This window comes from Acidaminobacter sp. (assembly GCF_030247605.1).
Lineage (GTDB): Bacteria > Bacillota > Clostridia > Peptostreptococcales > Acidaminobacteraceae > Acidaminobacter.
The window spans coordinates 1-16,939 of record NZ_JAOTSB010000023.1 but is presented as its reverse complement, the minus strand read 5'-3'; the positions used below and the strand labels follow the sequence as shown (position 1 = coordinate 16,939).

General features: G+C 48.3%; 15 protein-coding genes, 1 pseudogene and 1 riboswitch. Of the genes and pseudogenes, 13 read left to right on the top strand and 3 right to left on the bottom strand.

The genetic code is table 11. The annotated features are described in order from the left end of the window. Positions 1-11 precede the first annotated feature (11 nt). The 3 genes from OEL90_RS10895 (at position 12) to OEL90_RS10885 (ending at position 2,320) form a co-directional block, all read left to right on the top strand. On the top strand, positions 12-944 hold the full coding sequence (locus tag OEL90_RS10895; RefSeq protein ID WP_291404019.1) for a ketopantoate reductase family protein: 933 nt from the start codon (positions 12-14) through the stop codon (positions 942-944). Positions 945-1,128: 184 nt separating this feature from the next. Beyond that, complete coding sequence (locus OEL90_RS10890; protein ID WP_291404017.1) at positions 1,129-1,764, top strand: hypothetical protein; 636 nt, start codon at positions 1,129-1,131, stop codon at positions 1,762-1,764. Position 1,765: 1 nt separating this feature from the next. After that, the gene (locus tag OEL90_RS10885; protein ID WP_307730978.1) at positions 1,766-2,320 is read left to right on the top strand and encodes a hemerythrin domain-containing protein; all 555 of its coding nucleotides are present in this window, start codon (positions 1,766-1,768) and stop codon (positions 2,318-2,320) included. Positions 2,321-2,429: 109 nt separating this feature from the next. Here the strand turns inward: OEL90_RS10885 and OEL90_RS10880 are convergent, their stop codons facing one another. Continuing rightward, positions 2,430-3,086 (bottom strand): Crp/Fnr family transcriptional regulator, encoded by a 657-nt coding sequence (locus OEL90_RS10880; RefSeq protein WP_291404016.1) that lies wholly within the window; start codon positions 3,084-3,086, stop codon positions 2,430-2,432. A 225-nt stretch (positions 3,087-3,311) separates the two neighbouring features. Between OEL90_RS10880 and OEL90_RS10875 the strand changes: the two genes are divergently transcribed. From OEL90_RS10875 to OEL90_RS10835, 9 genes are all read left to right on the top strand, one after another. Further along, positions 3,312-4,340, top strand: a complete 1,029-nt coding sequence (locus OEL90_RS10875; RefSeq protein WP_291404014.1) for an NADH:flavin oxidoreductase/NADH oxidase — start codon at positions 3,312-3,314, stop codon at positions 4,338-4,340. Positions 4,341-4,351: 11 nt separating this feature from the next. Then, positions 4,352-5,053, top strand: a complete 702-nt coding sequence (locus tag OEL90_RS10870; RefSeq protein ID WP_300688521.1) for a cytochrome c biogenesis CcdA family protein — start codon at positions 4,352-4,354, stop codon at positions 5,051-5,053. Between the two features lie 41 nt (positions 5,054-5,094). Next, on the top strand, positions 5,095-5,703 hold the full coding sequence (locus OEL90_RS10865) for a TlpA family protein disulfide reductase (RefSeq protein WP_300688518.1): 609 nt from the start codon (positions 5,095-5,097) through the stop codon (positions 5,701-5,703). A gap of 517 nt (positions 5,704-6,220) precedes the next feature. Next, positions 6,221-6,991: a hypothetical protein gene (locus OEL90_RS10860; protein WP_291404008.1), complete on the top strand. Its 771-nt coding sequence runs from the start codon at positions 6,221-6,223 to the stop codon at positions 6,989-6,991. Positions 6,992-7,702: 711 nt separating this feature from the next. Beyond that, on the top strand, positions 7,703-8,548 hold the full coding sequence (gene speE / locus OEL90_RS10855; protein WP_291404006.1) for a polyamine aminopropyltransferase: 846 nt from the start codon (positions 7,703-7,705) through the stop codon (positions 8,546-8,548). Between the two features lie 3 nt (positions 8,549-8,551). After that, entirely contained in the window at positions 8,552-9,385 is an 834-nt protein-coding gene (speB, locus tag OEL90_RS10850; protein ID WP_300688515.1) for an agmatinase, read from the top strand. 13 nt (positions 9,386-9,398) lie between these two features. Beyond that, positions 9,399-10,844, top strand: a complete 1,446-nt coding sequence (locus OEL90_RS10845; RefSeq protein WP_300688513.1) for an aminotransferase class I/II-fold pyridoxal phosphate-dependent enzyme — start codon at positions 9,399-9,401, stop codon at positions 10,842-10,844. A 378-nt stretch (positions 10,845-11,222) separates the two neighbouring features. Further along, on the top strand, positions 11,223-13,157 hold the full coding sequence (locus OEL90_RS10840; RefSeq protein ID WP_300688511.1) for a M3 family oligoendopeptidase: 1,935 nt from the start codon (positions 11,223-11,225) through the stop codon (positions 13,155-13,157). Between the two features lie 43 nt (positions 13,158-13,200). After that, complete coding sequence (locus OEL90_RS10835; RefSeq protein WP_291403998.1) at positions 13,201-13,467, top strand: YciI family protein; 267 nt, start codon at positions 13,201-13,203, stop codon at positions 13,465-13,467. 163 nt (positions 13,468-13,630) lie between these two features. Here OEL90_RS10835 and OEL90_RS10830 read toward each other — a convergent pair whose 3' ends face one another. Continuing rightward, positions 13,631-14,836 carry an aspartate kinase gene (locus OEL90_RS10830; protein ID WP_291403996.1) on the bottom strand — a complete coding sequence of 402 codons (1,206 nt, stop codon included), beginning with the start codon at positions 14,834-14,836 and terminating at the stop codon, positions 13,631-13,633. A 17-nt stretch (positions 14,837-14,853) separates the two neighbouring features. Beyond that, positions 14,854-16,149, bottom strand: a complete 1,296-nt coding sequence (gene lysA, locus OEL90_RS10825; protein ID WP_291403993.1) for a diaminopimelate decarboxylase — start codon at positions 16,147-16,149, stop codon at positions 14,854-14,856. Positions 16,150-16,242: 93 nt separating this feature from the next. Continuing rightward, positions 16,243-16,404, bottom strand: a riboswitch (Lysine riboswitch). Between the two features lie 194 nt (positions 16,405-16,598). On the opposite strand from lysA, the pseudogene OEL90_RS10820 reads away from it, so the two are divergent. Then, a pseudogene (locus tag OEL90_RS10820) lies at positions 16,599-16,939 on the top strand (hypothetical protein); the annotation flags it as partial.

Sequence of the window (16,939 nt, the reverse complement as noted above, 5' to 3'; positions counted from 1 at the left end):
AGGAATGCTGCATGTTTAAGGTGGATATTATTGGGCTGGGTGCAATTGGCGCAGCTTACGGCGCGGTGGCGTCAAAGCTCGGGAATACTGAGATTCGCGTGCTGGTGGACGATTCGAGGTATGCTGTTTATAAAGATAAAATCATTGAAGTGAATGGCGAGCCCTTTCATTTCAAGGCGGCGTCGCCCTCCAACAGGGAAGGGGCCTTTGAGGGGCCGGCGGATCTGATGATCATTGCCTGCAAATATCCGGCACTTGAAGACGCACTTGAGGTCGCGCGACAGTTCGCAGGGGAAGAGACTTTGGTCATGACTGTATTAAACGGCCTTTTGAGCGAAATCTCAGCCATTGAGAAACTGGGTGAATCGCGGGTGCTTCATTCCTTCTGCATGGGGATCGACACGGTCAAGCACGGTGACAGGGTCGACTACAGAAATATTGGCAGAATTGTGTTTGGGGCTGTGCCTCAGGGACCGGAAGACCCTCGGGTGCTCAAGGCTCAAGAGATTCTTGAGGAAGCGGGCATCCCTTACGAAGTCCCGCAAGACGTCCTCGCCATGATGTGGAAGAAATTCATGATCAACGTTTCCGGGAATCAGCTTTCGGCGGTTCTGGAACTCAATTACGGTTATTTTCAGGAGGATGAGGATCTGAAGGCGCTGCTTCGTGCGGTCATGGAAGAGGTCGTCGGCCTGGCGAGGCTCAAGGGGATCAATCTGTCTGAAAGTGCCATTGAGGAATACCTGAGCAGCGTCAAAAAACATGATCCAAAAGGCAAGACCTCCATGCATCAGGATATCGAGGCCGGCCGCCCGACTGAGGTTGAGCTGTTTGCCGGACACATGCTGAAAATGGGGGAAGAGCTGGGTATTGACCTGCCCTATAACCGCATGCTCTACCATTTGATTCGCATCAAGGAGCGCCAGGCAGGCGCAAGGCAGTAAATAAATCAGAAAATAAAAGAGGATATTGGGGTCATTCGCAAGCCGGGAAACCGACTTTTGAATCCCTGGTATTCTCTTTTTTTTCGCACGTAACGTGGGTTACTGATTTAAGTACTTTAGTGTGTTAGGATGTTCTTAGCAAATACGAGTAAAACAGTAGGATATAAATTGGAGGATGACTTAAATGAGTTTATTTTTAGGAAAAGTTCACTTTTGGCTCTACAATAAAATTCTTTGGTTCGAACATCTTGAGGACGCTATTGCTGCTTATGCCGATGGTCGCGGGCTTCCAGCCCAGGACTGGAAGCGGGAATTCGAAGCCCGGTACGGCGCGTCAACCGGCGGCCGACCTCTGGAAGAGATCATCGATCAAAGCAATATCCACGGATGGCTTCAGGAGCGGATTACCCGTGCGGAATCAAGGCAGGCAGCCTTTCTGACTCGCCTGACAGCAGAGTCGCCTGAAGTGACGGAGGATCTTAAAGCGCTGTTCCATGAGCACGGTTTGACAGCGGGACGCAGCTATGAAGGCAATACGTCCAGTCCTGAAAGCCTGTTCAACGGTCTTAACGATTATATTCTCGACGGTATGCCGTGCGACCGCGTGAATCAGATCGTTTCCAGCGAGCCGGACAAGTTTGTCTGGAAAATGATGCAATGCGTTCACAAACCGGTTTGGGATGCTGTTGGCGGCGATGTAGAGCTTTTTTATACGCTCCGTCACGCGTGGATCAAGGGCTTTGTCTCCGGTGCCTCGGATCAATATGAATTTGGTGCAAGTGCAGATCAATTGAGATGGATTGAAAGGAAGAGTGCCTAATATGATGCCTTCTGTACTGCTGATGAATGAAGAACACCGCTATATTAAAAGAATGCTGGGCGTCATGCGGGGTTACTGTCAGAAAGTTCTCCGAGGCGAAGAGGTGGCGCTTGAAGATTTTCACAGCATGATTGACTTCGTTCGCAATTACGCAGACAAGCACCACCATGGCAAAGAAGAGGACATCTTCTTTGGCTATATGATGGGTGAGCTTGGCCTGCTTGCTGAGAAACTTGTCAAGATGGGCATGCTGGTTGAGCATGACCTCGGGAGACTTCTGCTTGCGGACATGGAGGCGGCGCTGAAAAAAGTGGAGGCCGGGGACGAGGATGCCAAGCTGGATCTGATTTCCAACGCTATGGGCTACACTTACTTGCTGCATCGCCACATCGACAAAGAAGATGGCGTGGTGTTCACCTTTGCTGACCGCGAGCTGTCTTCTGAAGCGAAAGAAGCTATTGAGGCGCGGTATAACGCCTTTGAAGCGACTGAAGAGGCGGCTGCATCACGTGAAAAATACGTGCTGCTTCTGGAAACGTTGGAAGCAAAGCTCTAAGAAGTGTACTGCACAATTCTGATTTATAAAAAGCCTGCTCTCCCTTCTGAATGTTTCAGAAGGGGGAACAGGCTTTTTGAGTTCCGGCAGCGGTGACGCGAACCACGGATTAAGGCTTTAAAAGGGTGATGCTCGACCGGTCGTAGTCGATCAGGCCGTCGCTTTTCATTTGTCTCAGAGCTCTGGAGAGTGAGGTTCTGGATATATCCAAATATTCAGCAAGGGCCTTCTTGGAGAGCGCCGGTTGAAGGCGTATCTGACCGTGCTGAAGGTTCTGTCTGAGATAGATTAACACCTTGTCTTCGATGCTTCTGCCGGTTAAATAGTCTATGCCTTGCGATAGTGCGAAAGATTTGATGGAGATAGCCATCAGGAGTGACAGCAATACTTCGCGGTTTGCCATAGCTAACCGGATCAGGGCTTCAGGGTCTATGCGAAGCAGCTTTGAAGGTTTTAGCGCAGACACGCCAAAGGGGAAAACTTTCAAGCCTGAAAAAATCAGATTTGCACCAAAAACATCACCCGCTCCAAATTGACTGATTCTAGTCAAACGGCCTTCTTCGTCCATCTTTTCAACCGCAATCTGACCCTCTGCAACCACGTCGACAGCAGTGCAGGGATCGCCTGCGAGATAAATCAGCGCGCTTTCATCAAATTTTACATAACGGGCAGTGCCGGTGTTGATCCACTCGGATAAAACTGCTTCCGGCAGGACTTGGAGTAAGGTTGGTGGCGTATTTGGCATGGCGGATTTTGTCTTTGGCATAGGATAGGCACCTCGCAGAAATAAATAGTTCACACTGCTATTGTATTAATAAATTATATCACAATTAGAGATGAGTCACTTGTTTATCCCCTGCCCCTCCCGGGGGAATTATTTTCTTGTTTTCCTAAAATGATCTGTTCTTTTAAGACGAAATAGGGCATAATTAAATGAGAATACATCTCAAAAGAAATCGCTGAAATAGATCTGCTATCAGGAGGAACTGCTATGGGAAGGTTATTCAAACCCTTTGAACTTAAATCCTTACAGTTGAAAAACAGAATCGTCATGCCGCCTATGTGCATGTACAGTGCGCAAAATGGCATTGCAAACGCATTTCATGAAACACATTACACCACCAGAGCTATGGGCGGTGCAGGTTTGATTATTGTCGAGGCTACCGGTGTCCTTCCTCAAGGAAGAATATCGGATCACTGCCTGGGACTGTGGCATGATGAACAAGGCGATGCGCTGGCAAGAGTGGTGGAACGCGTTCATGCTGCCGGTGCAAAAATTGGTGTTCAGTTGATTCACGCCGGACGCAAGTCGACTGTGACAGGCGGCCCGCTTCACGCGCCGTCACCGGTGCGTTTCAGTGAGGAATTTCCTGTGCCGGAGGCCATGACTCAGGGAGAGATCGACGAGGTCGTCGAAGCTTACAGGCAGGCCGCTTTGCGTGCTCTTAAGGCAGGTTTTGACCTTGTTGAGATCCATGGGGCTCATGGTTACTTGATCAATCAATTCCTCTCGCCGCTGACAAACTTCAGGTTGGATCACTATGGTGGAAGCGAAGAGAATCGGTTCAGACTTTTGACTGAAGTGGTCAGGTCGGTGCGAAGTGTTTGGCCGGAGGCGCTGCCTTTAAGTGTCCGGATCTCCGCTGAAGAATATTCAGAGGGCGGTTTACACGCGGAGGATCTTGCTCGGGGGATCCTGGGTGCCAATCTAAAAGGTTTGGGCGTGGATCTGCTGCATGTCAGTTCCGGTGGTGTCGTCTCCGCAACCGTACGGGATTTTCCGGGTTACCAGCTTGAATTTGCCCGGATTATTGGTACCGTGACGGGACTTCCTGTCATCACTGGCGGACGCATGACGGAACCGATCCATGCGGAGGATGTCCTGGCTTTGCCGGGCATCGAGCTTGTCTTTTTGGGCAGAGAGCTGCTGAGGAACCCATATTGGCCGTTGGCGGCTGCTCGAAGTCTTAGCGAAGAGGTCGTCTGGCCAAAGCAGTATGAACGCGCGAAATATCGATAGGAGGTGCGGGCGTGATTAATCTGGCTCAGGATGTGTCCTATGGTGTGGCGTTTATAGCGGGTCTTCTTTCCTTCTTTTCACCGTGTATCATTCCAATGATTCCGGCTTATCTGATGTATATAACCGGCAGCCAGCTCGACGGCGGAAATCAGGTGACACGCCGTCACGCTTTTCTAAAAACACTGGTTTTCGTGGCGGGATTTACAGTGATTTTTTTGATCATGGGTACCGGTGCCAGCTTTCTGGGAACCTTTTTTGCCAGAAACCGCGTGTGGATTCAGAGAATCAGCGGTATGATCATTATACTTTTTGGACTGAATCTCGTTGGAATCCTAAAATTCTCCGGACTGGCCAAAGTCAGCAGGTTCAGGACGCGTGCAAAGGAGAATTCCTACTCGGGGGCATTCGTTCTTGGGTTGGCCTTTGCAGCCGGTTGGACGCCCTGCTTTGGGCCTGTCCTGGCTTCAATATTACTGTACGCCGGCGCAAGCGGTACGGTTGCGAAGGGATTTATGCTTCTCCTGGTTTATTCCCTTGGCATGGCGATTCCGTTTCTGGTTTCTGCCATATTTCTTACTGAAATCAGTGCATGGATATCGAAGTTTGAAAGAGGTGCTGAAAGAATTACGAAGATCGCGGGTTTCATATTAATACTCTTTGGAATTTTGGTCGCGACGGGCTACATTGTCAAAATTGGCGGCCTGTTGGTTTAGTCAAATAGAATTAAACGGCATGTAAACGAGGAGGAAGTATTGTGACTATTAAATTGAAAAATTTGAGGCGGCCGGGCTTACTAGTGGTTCTGAGCATGATATTAGTTCTGGTTCTCGCATTTGCCGGCTGTGCACCTCAGGAAGCACCGGCAGAGACTCCGGAGTCACTTCAAGGTGATGGTCAGGCAGGGCCGGCTGAACCTTCAGAATCGGCTGAAGTTCCGTATAATAAAGTGATCCCGTTCGAGCTTCCCGATTTGGATGGGAACATGGTGTCTATAGCCGACTTTGAAGGAAAATTTATTTTGATAAATTTCTGGGCGACCTGGTGTACTTATTGCGATCAGGAGATGCCTGACCTTCAGGCACTGCAGGACAAGTATGGTGACGATCTCGTTGTCTTGCTTGTAAATGTGCAGGAGAATGAAAAAGAAATAAAAGCATATCTGGACAAGAAGAATCTTTCTATGCTGACGGTACTGGACAAAAAAGGTGAAGTAGCAGGAATGTACAATGTGACGGGCATGCCGTCCTCTTACTTTGTGACGCCTGACCAGAGGGTTATTGGCTATGTAGCCGGCATGATGACCTATGACACCATGGAGCAATCCCTTAATTATGTCAAAGAGCAATATGAGGCTATAAAATAGGGTGTAAATCAAAAACGAAAGTGCAAGGTCGCATAAAAATGCAACTTTGCACTTTTTGTTTTTCATTTTGAGTGTCTAAAAAAAGCAAAAATGCAAGATGTTATTCACTTTGGTTCAAACGCTATAAGTTACAAAATGATTTCGAGTATTGTTAAAACTTATGGTGTGTCCAATAATCACTTAAGGAAAATTTAATATTTGGCCAAAATAAAGGTGTTTAAGACTCGTTTCAATGTGGGTATAAGAAATTCAAATGCAGTAGCCTTGGGGAATGCAGCGGTTTTTAGGAGTAAATAGAAACAAAGAAATTACAAACATGAATCAAAAAATGCGAATGACTGAATATTGACAACAGAAATGAATCCGTGATAAGATCCAGTTAACCTAACTCCGGCCCTAATGCGGCTCTCGCTAACTCTCGCTGACGACGCATCCTATGGCTGTTTTTTTCATCTTAGGGGTAATTAACACTAAAACTTAAATTTGATTTTCAAACCAATAAAGGATGGTGACAATCGTGAAGTTGATCGATTTCGGAAAGCTCGTTTCAAGAGCAGAGGGACAGAAAAAGGAAAAGGAATATCAAATACTGATGCTGGATGACTCGAAACTGGACGACGTCATGAAGCTTCAGGATCTAATCTACTCGAATCTTCGTGATAAGGACATTTTCGCTACAGATACCAAAGAAGACTACCTCAAGGATATGAAGCAAGGCGGATTCGTTCTCGGTGTCTACGTCGACAATGAATTGATCTCCTATCGGTATGTCAGCTTCCCGGGATTAACTGAGAAGAATCTTGGGCTTGATCTCGGGATGCCGCCTGAAGTGTTGCTGCATTCTGCCAATTTGGAAACCACTGTCGTTCATCCGGACTTCAGAGGTAATAAGCTTCAAAAAATGACACTTGATTTTGCGGTTGATCTCATAAAAGAAAAGGGCTACTATCACGTGTTTTCAACGGTTTCTCCAAAAAATGTTTTCAGCCTTGCCAACGTTATGTCGGCAGAGCTGAAAGTCAAAGGTTTAAAGAAGAAGTACGGCCAAATGCCTGATAACAGTGATGGCAAATGGAGATTCATACTTCACAGGGACCTGCAGGAAGAAGTATGTGCTGAATACAGCAAGCTTATCACCTTAAGTCTGACGGATTTCCATTCACAGGTAAAAGCTCTTAATGGCGGTTATATTGGTCATGAGGTGGATAAAACAGATCAAAAAATTGTCTATGCGGAAAACAACAGCTGCAGTTTAATTCTGCCTAACGAAGGCTTTTCATTAACTTAGTGACTGTCTTTGCTGAATATGAATAGGAAGCTGGCGCGCCGGAAGTCGGATTCAGACTTGCCGGGTGCCGGCTTTCTTTTTTCTAAACTGCGTCTCAAGGCCCGGATCATAGGATTGATCAGCGCTCCGATACCGGCTGTTAAAGTATAAAGAAATCCGGTTAGTTCTTCCTTTCTGAGAAGTGGTCGGAAGGATGGGTCAAAACCGCTTGGGAGCGTGGATTGAATGTATTTTTTTTATGATTTTTTTGTGAAATCCATTGGAAATTTCTTGCCCTGCAGAAGGCTTAAAAAGTCATTCGTCGCATCAAACGCTGTAATTGGTGTAAAAAAATGGGTATTTCATTTCTAAAAAGCCGTTGACATACGGTGCACGTTGTGTATATTTAGTATTAGTAAACTATAAGGTTAATAGTTCTAATCAAAACGAATTGACCTAGTAAACGTTGCTTTGAAGTTTACTCATACTAAACAAATCGATAAGAACTTCGCGTTCTAAAGGGCTTGGCAATTTTGAGGAAATCTCAAAATGCTTGAAAAAGCTCATTTTTTATGCCGTTATTTCTAGAAATATTTTTAAAAACACTCTTTTTTCAATAAATCACCTCCGTCGGCCGACAGTCCTTTTAAAACGTCAGGCTGTGGGTAATTACTTATAGAAGAAAAAATCAGGCAACATTCAACCAAATGGCATCCCACAAGGAGGTTCTCCATGGAACTTTGGTTTACTGAGGAACATACGCCTAACGTCAGGTTCAGCCTTAAAGTCCAGGCACATTTATTTTCAGGAGAGAGTGAACATCAGAAAGTGGATGTCATCGACACTGTCGAATTTGGAAAGACGCTGCTGCTGGACGGTTTGATCATGTGCAGCGAAAAAGAGGAGCATACTTACCATGAAATGATGGTTCATGTGCCTATGACTGTATTTCCGGACGCAAAACGGGTTTTGGTCATAGGCGGCGGTGACGGCGGTACCGTACGGGAGCTTACCCGCTATAAAACTATCGAAAAAATAGATATGGTTGAAATTGACCAGCTTGTCGTTGAGGTTTCAAGAAAGTATTTGCCGACCATGTCCTGCGCGCTGGACGACCCTCGCGTCACTTTATACTTTAGAGATGGCATTGAATTCGTGAAGGAAAAGGAAGCGGCCTATGACCTTATATTGGTCGACTCCACAGATCCCATTGGTCCGGGAGAGGGTCTTTTTACAAAGGCTTTTTATGCCGATTGTTATAAAGCGCTCACAGAGCACGGCATCCTGATCAATCAAAACGAAAGTCCTTTTTATGAAATCTACCGGCAAAACATGATGAAAGCTGCAGAAAAGACCCGGGAAATTTTTGAACTTTCCAGAGTCTATACGTTTTACATCGGCATCTATCCTTCGTCGCTCTGGTCTTTCGGATTTTCTTCAAAAGGTCTGGATCCGGTGCTGGATATGAAGCCGGACAGATTTGAAGCGCTAAATCTGGACATGCATTACTACAATACAGAACTGCATGCAGGCGCGTTTATGCTGCCGACTTACGTTAAAAAACTTTTAGAGGAGTAAGAGATGGATAAGTTTATTGCATTCGAATCAGCTTTTGAAGAAGCCGAGTTGGTATTGTTCGGAATACCCTATGACGGCACGACCTCTTTTCGTCCCGGAACGCGGTTTGGTCCGCCGGCGGTTCGTCAGGATTCCTTTGGCATAGAAACCTACAGTCCTTATTTTGATCAGGATCTTGAAGATTACAAGCTGTGCGATCTGGGTGATATTGAGCTGCCCTTCGGCAACGCCGCCCGTGTGATGGAGACCATTGAAAGTTTTGTGCGGCCAATCGCGCAGGAAGGGAAAAAGATCTTTTCCATCGGCGGAGAGCACTTGGTCACTTATCCTGTTTTTAAAGCCGTTTATGAGAAATATCCCGACCTGGCGATCATCCATTTGGATGCCCATACGGATTTAAGGGAAGACTACATGGGCGAGAAGCTGTCTCACGCTTCGGTTATCAAGCGGATCTGGGATCACGTGGGGGATAATTCGATCTATCAGTTCGGCATTCGTTCGGGATTGAAAGCGGAATTTGAATGGGCGAAATCCCATACTTATCTTGAAAAATTTACAGCGGACACACTTCCGGAGATGGTGAAGCGCATTGGCCGGCGTCCGGTTTATTTAACCATTGATTTAGACGTTTTGGATCCTTCGATATTTTCCGGTACAGGCACACCTGAGCCGGGCGGCCTGTCGTTCAACGCGCTGATCGAGGCGCTGAAGGCCATGAAGGGATTGAATATTGTCGCGGCTGACGCGGTTGAGCTGGCGCCTCACTATGATCACAGTGGTGTATCCACAGCTGTGGCGTGCAAGCTGGTCCGCGAAATGGCGCTATTAATGTTGTAAAGGAGTGGAGCAGATGAACCATCATGCAGTGCCGCTGTTTGAGGCTCTGAAAGATTATCATGAAAGGCAGGTCATTCCGTTTGACGTGCCGGGACACAAACACGGTCGCGGGCTCCAGGCGTTTGGTGAGTATTTTGGGGAAAAAGTCCTTCAGCTCGACGTCAATTCCATGAAGTGCCTCGACAACCTATCCCATCCTTCCGGGGTGATCCGGGATGCTGAAGAGCTTCTCGCGGACGCCTACGGCGTCGACTATGGTTTTTTTATGGTAAATGGCACCAGTTCCGCGGTTCAGGCTATGGTCATGAGCATGTGCAAGCCCGGGGAGAAGTTCCTGCTTCCGCGAAACGCGCATAAGTCTGCGATCAATGCGATCATACTGACTGGGGCTGTCCCAGCCTTCATACAGCCGGAGATCAACGTCGAGCTGGGGATTGCCATGGGTGTTACCCTGAAAGCGGTTCAGGAGGGCTTTGAACGCCATCCTGATGCCAAAGGCGTCTTCGTCATCAATCCCACTTACTTTGGAGCTGCCTCTGAGCTGAAAGCCATCATTGAATATGCCCACGGACTTGGCAAAATGGTAGTGGTGGACGAAGCCCACGGTGCGCATTTTCACTTCCATCAGGATTTGCCGGCGTCTGCGGCGAGTTTGGGCGCGGACCTTGCGGCTATCAGCGTTCACAAAACGGGCGGATCATTGACTCAGAGCTCTGCGCTGCTGATTAACGAAGGCCGGATCGATCGCCAAACGGTCCGCACCATGATCAACCTGACACAGACCACCAGCGCGTCCTATCTGCTGATGACAAGCCTGGACATGGCCCGCCGCAACCTGGTGCTGAATGGTCCGACTATTCTTGGCAGCGTGCTCGACATGGCGAAGGATGCCAAGCGCCGCATCAATGAGATCAATGGCTGCTATGCTTTTGGTTCAGAGCTGATTGGGACGCCGGGCGTGTTTAATTTTGACGATACTAAGCTCACGGTCAAGGTGACCGGGCTCGGCCTGACAGGCTTCGAAGTCTACGATCTCTTGAGAGATGAGTACAATATCCAGATGGAGCTCGGGGATGCCAATAATATTCTTGGCATAATGAGCCTTGGCGACACACAGGACCACGTCGATGCCGTCGTGGATGCCCTCAGGGATCTGAGCAGCCGTTTTTACACCGGCAATCCTCTCAGCTTTGTCAACATCCCCATGACGGTGCCGCAGACAGTACTGACGCCTCGCGACGCTTTCTACAGCCAGAAAGTTTCTGTCAAACTGCGCGACGCGGTTGGCAAAATCAGCGGGGAGTCTCTGATGGCTTACCCTCCGGGCATACCTATAGTGACGCCGGGAGAGCTGATTACCTCGGAAATGATCGATTACATTGAATTTTTAAAAGGTCAGAACACGTTGCTGACCGACCTTGCGGACGATACGATTGAACATATCCGCGTGATTTTGTAGCAAAACAGGAGACTAGGGGAAAACGCGCGGAACGGGAGCGAGGTATTGATGCCCGAACGGCACTGTCTTCCTCTTTTTTCTTTAATGAAAATTTAAGGATTTTTAAACAAAACCTTAACAGTGAATGGGTATCATGGAAGTGTCAAATGAATCCCCCTTTACTTGACAATCTTCACTCCCAACCCTTTTGGCCCGCAGCGAATTTTTTTGCGGGCCGTATGTTTTTTTTGACAGCGATTAAGCTGAGGTTTTGGTATATGAACCTTCGGGTGTTCAAGCTGCTTTACGAGAAATTTCGGCCAAATTGAATGACTGCTTTATTCGGTTGACGCAGGGGACAACCGGGTATTAGAATGACAGAGAATGGGGGGATGTCCGGTGAATAGAGATGAACAACAGTCGCGGGAGGATGATCCCAAGCGGATAGAAAATGAAGGTCAGGCTTTGAAAGGCGCAGAAGCAGGTTCAGACTCAGCTGCAGGCTCAGCTGCAGAAGTTGACCTTAGCGCCCTGGAAAACGGGGAATGTGGGGAAGAGTTGGCAGGGTTGGATGACGCCCAGGACCTGGAAGAACTTAAAATTAGGCGGGCCAAGCGTTTGAAACGCGTCGCCTGGATCCTGGTCCTCGCTGTGACGGCGGGGGCTTTGTTCGGTATTTTGTCCGGTGGTGCTTTTAGCCGATGGTTTCATGCCAAAACCCAGCCCGGCGCGGCATTTGTCGCGGAAGGCACTGAGCCCGCATGGGACTTATCCCCCGTTTACAGCGGACTGGAAGAGGCTGAAGAGGTGCTGTCATCACTTCAAGGCGAGGTCAGCCTGATCCTAAGCAGAGAAACTGCCGCGGATGAGGCGTCTCTGGACCGGATCATGAGGACGGCTGAGCGTCTTCAAGTTTACGCCACCCTGATGCGCGACGCGGATATGGGCAATGCGGAAGCAAAGGCGTTTCAAACTTCGGTGGACACTCTGGTCAATAAAGTGACGCGGCTCAGTCAAGGTGCGTCGGTCAGCGAGAGCGGGCCGTCCATTTATGAACTTTCCGGTGCTTACGAACGCATTTATCAGAGCTTTAGCCATAGTTACGGCGTTGAATTTGGTGAAGATCCTGACTTGTTCAGCGACAATGCGGACCGCCGCTACAAGGCGTTTCGGAGGTGGGTGGCGTTGCAGGAACCATCGGCAGAAGTCTTTGCAGATATTTATGAGGGCAAGGTCGGGTTTAATAACTATTTGGCGCTCACTTACGGGGAAACCCAGGCTTCGGAGGCGTATCTGGCCATGGATGAGTTTACGCCTGAAGCTTTTGAGCAGCTTATGTCCATAACGGAGCAGCATCTGGCATTGAATCACCGCTGGATCGCCCTCAGGGCGGCGTTGTCAGGGCTTAACGGGCCTATGCGTTTTTCGGATTTGTTTATGGACTTGCCCCAGGGGGCGGATGAGGCCGAGGCCGAGATCGGCGTCGATCAGGCAAGCCGGTACATGCAGCAAGTTTTATCTGCGCTGCCGGACGCCGGGCAAACCATCGTAAAACGGGCATTTGATGAGGCGTGGATCGATTTTTATCCCAGGGCGGATAAATACGAGGGGGCTTATACCTATGGGGCTTACGAGTCTCATCCTTACCTGCTCCTGAATTTTACAGGGAACTCGGACAGTCTGGAAGAATTGGCCCACGAACTTGGTCATGCGGTGCACATGACCCTCAGCGCCCAGAGCCAGCCTTTTGACACTTATTATGCGGATGTTGCCGCCTCTGAATGGGCAGCCTCAGTGACGGAAATACTCTATCATGAGGACCGAGTTAATCGCGCTGAGACAAGGGAAGATAAAATTGCGGCACTGGCGAATTACTTGGACTTCCTGTCGTCGACCTATTTTGATCAGATGCTTGCGACGGAATTCGAAATTGAGTCGCACCGGATGGCGCAGGACGGCGAGGATTTAAGCGGTGAATCCCTCAAGGACCTGTGGCGAAGCCTGACGGCGAAGTATATGGGGCCGGCTTATGAAATCACTGAGCTTGACGGCTATGACTGGGTGTCCTATCCCCATCTTTACTGGGACTTCTATATGTACAAGTATGCAACGGGAATCGTAGCGGGGGCGCCTTTGGCCCGCGGCCTCTTAAGCGGTCAGCCTGGAGCCGCTGACAGCTGGATGCGTCTGATGACGGCCGGCGGCTCTGAAAGCGGAGCGGCGCTTATGGCAGAAGCCGGCTTTGACTTCGAATCAGAAGAGATCTACAAAAGTTTTTTCTTTCACTGGTCTGAACTGATGGACGAATTGGAGTTATTAATGAATGCATCTTGAAGTGGAATGTGCTAAACTGTGAAAAACACTTAGGAGGCGGCTTATGATTCTTTACTCTGCGTATTTTAAAACGGTGAATAAAGCACTGGATGAAGAAATTCGCCAGGCACATCTCGACTACATTTACAAATTGATGGATGATGGCGTCATTGTCGCGAAAGGACCATTCACGGATCACAGCGGTGGCTTGATTATTTACAAAGCCTCTGATTTCGAGGAGGCTTCGGGCTATGTTATGCAGGATCCGGTCTGCCTTCACGGATCAAGAACGGTTGAAATCAAGGAATGGAAGTCGTCGCTGGAAGTTTAAACGCGAGATAGTGTATTTTGTGTATTTGCAGCCGAAAAAGAGGTGTGAAAATGGGGCTGACCCACTTTCACACCTCTTTTTGGCTCATATGCAGAAGACGGCGTCAGACACCTCTTTCCGTGGAAATTGGCATCTGACACCGTCTTTGATTTTTCAGCTATGATTACAAATCAAAAGCCGACGCGATCATCTGAACGGCTTTATCGCGGTCATAGGCGTTTAAGGTATAGGAAATGCTGATTTCTGAAGTCGTAACCTGATAGAAGTCAATGTCGTTCTCTGCAAATAGGCTGAAGAGTGCGGAGGCGACACCGGCCTGGCTGACCATGCCTATGCCGACGACTGAGAGTTTGATCACGGAATCGTCAATGACATAGTCAATCGTTGGGAATTCGAGTTTCAGTTTTTCCAAAATCCCTTTAATTTGGAACCGCTCTTGAATCTTCGATGTAAAAGTCAAATTGACAAAGCTGTTGTAAGGTGCAGTCTGGCTGATCATGTCGACCATAATGTTCTCACCGGAGATTGCGGCAAAGATTTTGGCGATATTTTTAGACTCGAAAGGGACTGTATTGACAGTGACCATGAGGCAGTCCTCATCCACTGAGATTCCCGTTACCACGCGTTTTTCCATGGATTCATCCAACTCCTTTATCAGTGTGCCGGGATAGTCGCCGGTGCTTAGGCCGACAATGACAGGCACTTTGTATTTGTGGGCGAATTCAACAGCGCGGGTTTCTATGACTTTCGCGCCGCGGCTGGCCATTTCCAGCATTTCCTCATAAGAAATGCTTTGAAGTTTTCTGGCTGCCGGCAAAATTCGCGGGTCAACGGTATAAATGCCGTCGACGTCAGTAAAGAGCTCACAAGTACAGCCCAGGGCCGCAGCAAGTGACACCGCGCTTGTATCCGAGCCTCCGCGTCCAAGGGTAGTGATGTCGCCATTCTCGCTCACACCCTGGAAGCCGGCAACGACGACGATCTCGCCTGATTCAAGGTGCTGGCGGATCCGGTCGGTTTCTATGCGGGAAATGCGGGCTTTGGTATGGACGTCATCTGTGAAAATACCTGCCTGACGGCCGGTGAGGCCAACAGAGCTGACACCCAGCGATTTAAGGGCAATACTGAGGAGGGCGACCGAAACCTGTTCGCCGGTGGCGAGGAGCAGATCTACTTCTCTCTTGTCAGGAGTTTCGCTGATGGATGAAGCCATTTCCAAGAGCTGATCTGTGGTTTGTCCCATGGCCGACAAGACGACAACGAGATCCTGTCCCATTTTTTTTCTTTCAGCAAGACGCTTGGCGACTGCCTTGATCTGGTCGATTGTTTCGACGGAGGTACCGCCATATTTCAAAACATAAGGATTCATTTGGTCGACGCTCCTTATCATAGGTCATTTCTTAGGATGTCCTCGTAGGTTTCGCGCTTGACGACAACCTTGGACTTTCCATTTTCGACGAAGACGACTGCCGGCTTTCTGATCCGGTTATAATTGCTGGCCATGCTGTAATTATAGGCGCCTGTTGAGGCAACCGCAAGGATGTCGTTCTGTTTAGGATAAGGCAGCTGGATGGATTTGATCAAAATGTCGCCGGATTCGCAGCATTTGCCTCCAATCGTAAAGGTCGTGTCCGGCTCGTCTTTCATACGGTTGGCCAGGGCTGCCTCATAGATCGCGTCGTACAGAGCGGTTCGTGGGTTGTCGGTCATGCCGCCGTCGACAAAGACAAATTTTCTGCCGCCATAGGTTTCCTTGGTAGCGGTGACTTTATAAAGCGTTGTTCCGGCGTTCGCGACAATGCTGCGACCGGGCTCGATCAGCAGTTTAGGAATAGGGAAGCGCCTTGATTTACACTCGGTCTCAACAGCTTCAACCATGGAGGTCAGTGTTTGCTGAAGATCAAGATCGTTATCGTGCTCTGAGTAGTAGACGCCAAAGCCGCCGCCCATATTGAGCTCTTTGGTTTCGTAGCCGCTGTCTGTGCGGACCTTGTCGATAAATCCGACCATGGACTCAATAGCTTTTACAAAACTTGTATGATCCAGGATTTGTGAGCCAATATGGTAGTGGAAGCCGCGAAGATCGAGATAGTAGCTTTCGTGGATGGCTCGGATGAGGTCATAGATGTTATCGGAAAATATGGAAATGCCAAATTTGGAGTCGTTATTAGCCGTTTGGATATAGGCATGAGTATGTGCCTCAATCCCGGGATTGACTCTGAGGAGGACCTTGACGCGCTTGTCCAGCTCTGCGCAGAGGTACTGAAGCATTTCAATCTCAAATTCATTGTCGACGACGATGGTTCCCACGTTGTATTGAAGTGCTGTAATCAATTCTTCGACAGTTTTGCCATTGCCGTGAAAGTAGAGTCTTTCCGGCGGGAATTCAGCTTTCATGGCAGTGAAGAGCTCGCCGCCTGACACGACATCCAGGGACAGACCCGCTTCCTTGATCAGACGACACATGGCCAGCGTCAGAAATGCCTTGGAGGCGTAAATAACCTCAGTTTCGGTCTTTGTGGATTTAAAAGTTTTCAGATAGGTTTCGCAGTTATTGCGAATCAATGCGGTATCAAACACGTAGAGTGGCGTACCGTACTTCTTGGCTAGAATGACGGCATCACAGCCGCCAATTTCCAAATTGTCCATGTCGTTGACGCGCATGGTCCCCAGTAGTCTCATGATGGTCCTCCTCATATAGGGTTCAGGGTACAAAAAAACAGCCAGAGTAAAAGACTCGGCTGCGGATTATGCGCATGACGATACTTTTACCCCGCGCGTGTCAGCTCGCCTGTCGGAAGCCGGGTTGCTTCCGACAGACAGTGCCATGCTTGTTCAGCATGACCCCAGCAAGGACGCTTCGGCAGTGTTCCCTTTCCGGAGCCGCTTTTAATGACGTCTTCCGTACTCTTGTTCACCGCGGCCTCTGGCACGCACTATCTGTTTAATCGATTCAAATTTTCATAATTATACAATGTTATTTTATAGGTTGTAAAGATAGTTGCAGAATAAATTGCAAATTTTAGCGATGATTTTCACAATCTTTAGTTTAACTTAGCAAATTGCGTTCACAATTACTAAAAAAATGGATATAATAAAAAACAATACATCAATTAAGAGGAGTGGAAAAATTGGTTAATTCAATCAAAATAAATCTTGAGATGATAGAAAGCATGATTTATTATTGGAAAGCAACAAGTGAAAAACAAAAAGTTGGCGAGCCCTTCATTATTGCCACGGTTTCAAGCCCGCTGATGAAACCGCTTTATGGCAGTGATTTTACCGAAGAAAGCGCAAGAAAGGTACTCAGCGCTATTTCCAACCGCGAGATCTTCAAACCGGAGACAAAAGCTGAAGGCCGTTTCTGGAACAACCAAATGTGGATGATGGAAGATCTTGGCGTTATGGAGGCTATGGCAGCTTCTGTGAAAACGCTTAATCTGGATTATTTGGTTCCAGCTCTGGAAACTGC

Bases quoted from the DNA above. Each gene is read 5' to 3' on its own strand.
- OEL90_RS10895 (WP_291404019.1), top strand. From the start codon at position 12: ATGTTTAAGGTGGATATTATTGGGCTGGGTGCAATTGGCGCAGCTTAC.
- OEL90_RS10890 (WP_291404017.1), top strand. From the start codon at position 1,129: ATGAGTTTATTTTTAGGAAAAGTTCACTTTTGGCTCTACAATAAAATT.
- OEL90_RS10885 (WP_307730978.1), top strand. From the start codon at position 1,766: ATGATGCCTTCTGTACTGCTGATGAATGAAGAACACCGCTATATTAAA.
- OEL90_RS10880 (WP_291404016.1), bottom strand. From the start codon at position 3,086: ATGCCAAAGACAAAATCCGCCATGCCAAATACGCCACCAACCTTACTC.
- OEL90_RS10875 (WP_291404014.1), top strand. From the start codon at position 3,312: ATGGGAAGGTTATTCAAACCCTTTGAACTTAAATCCTTACAGTTGAAA.
- speE (WP_291404006.1), top strand. From the start codon at position 7,703: ATGGAACTTTGGTTTACTGAGGAACATACGCCTAACGTCAGGTTCAGC.
- speB (WP_300688515.1), top strand. From the start codon at position 8,552: ATGGATAAGTTTATTGCATTCGAATCAGCTTTTGAAGAAGCCGAGTTG.
- OEL90_RS10845 (WP_300688513.1), top strand. From the start codon at position 9,399: ATGAACCATCATGCAGTGCCGCTGTTTGAGGCTCTGAAAGATTATCAT.
- OEL90_RS10835 (WP_291403998.1), top strand. From the start codon at position 13,201: ATGATTCTTTACTCTGCGTATTTTAAAACGGTGAATAAAGCACTGGAT.
- OEL90_RS10830 (WP_291403996.1), bottom strand. From the start codon at position 14,836: ATGAATCCTTATGTTTTGAAATATGGCGGTACCTCCGTCGAAACAATC.
- lysA (WP_291403993.1), bottom strand. From the start codon at position 16,149: ATGAGACTACTGGGGACCATGCGCGTCAACGACATGGACAATTTGGAA.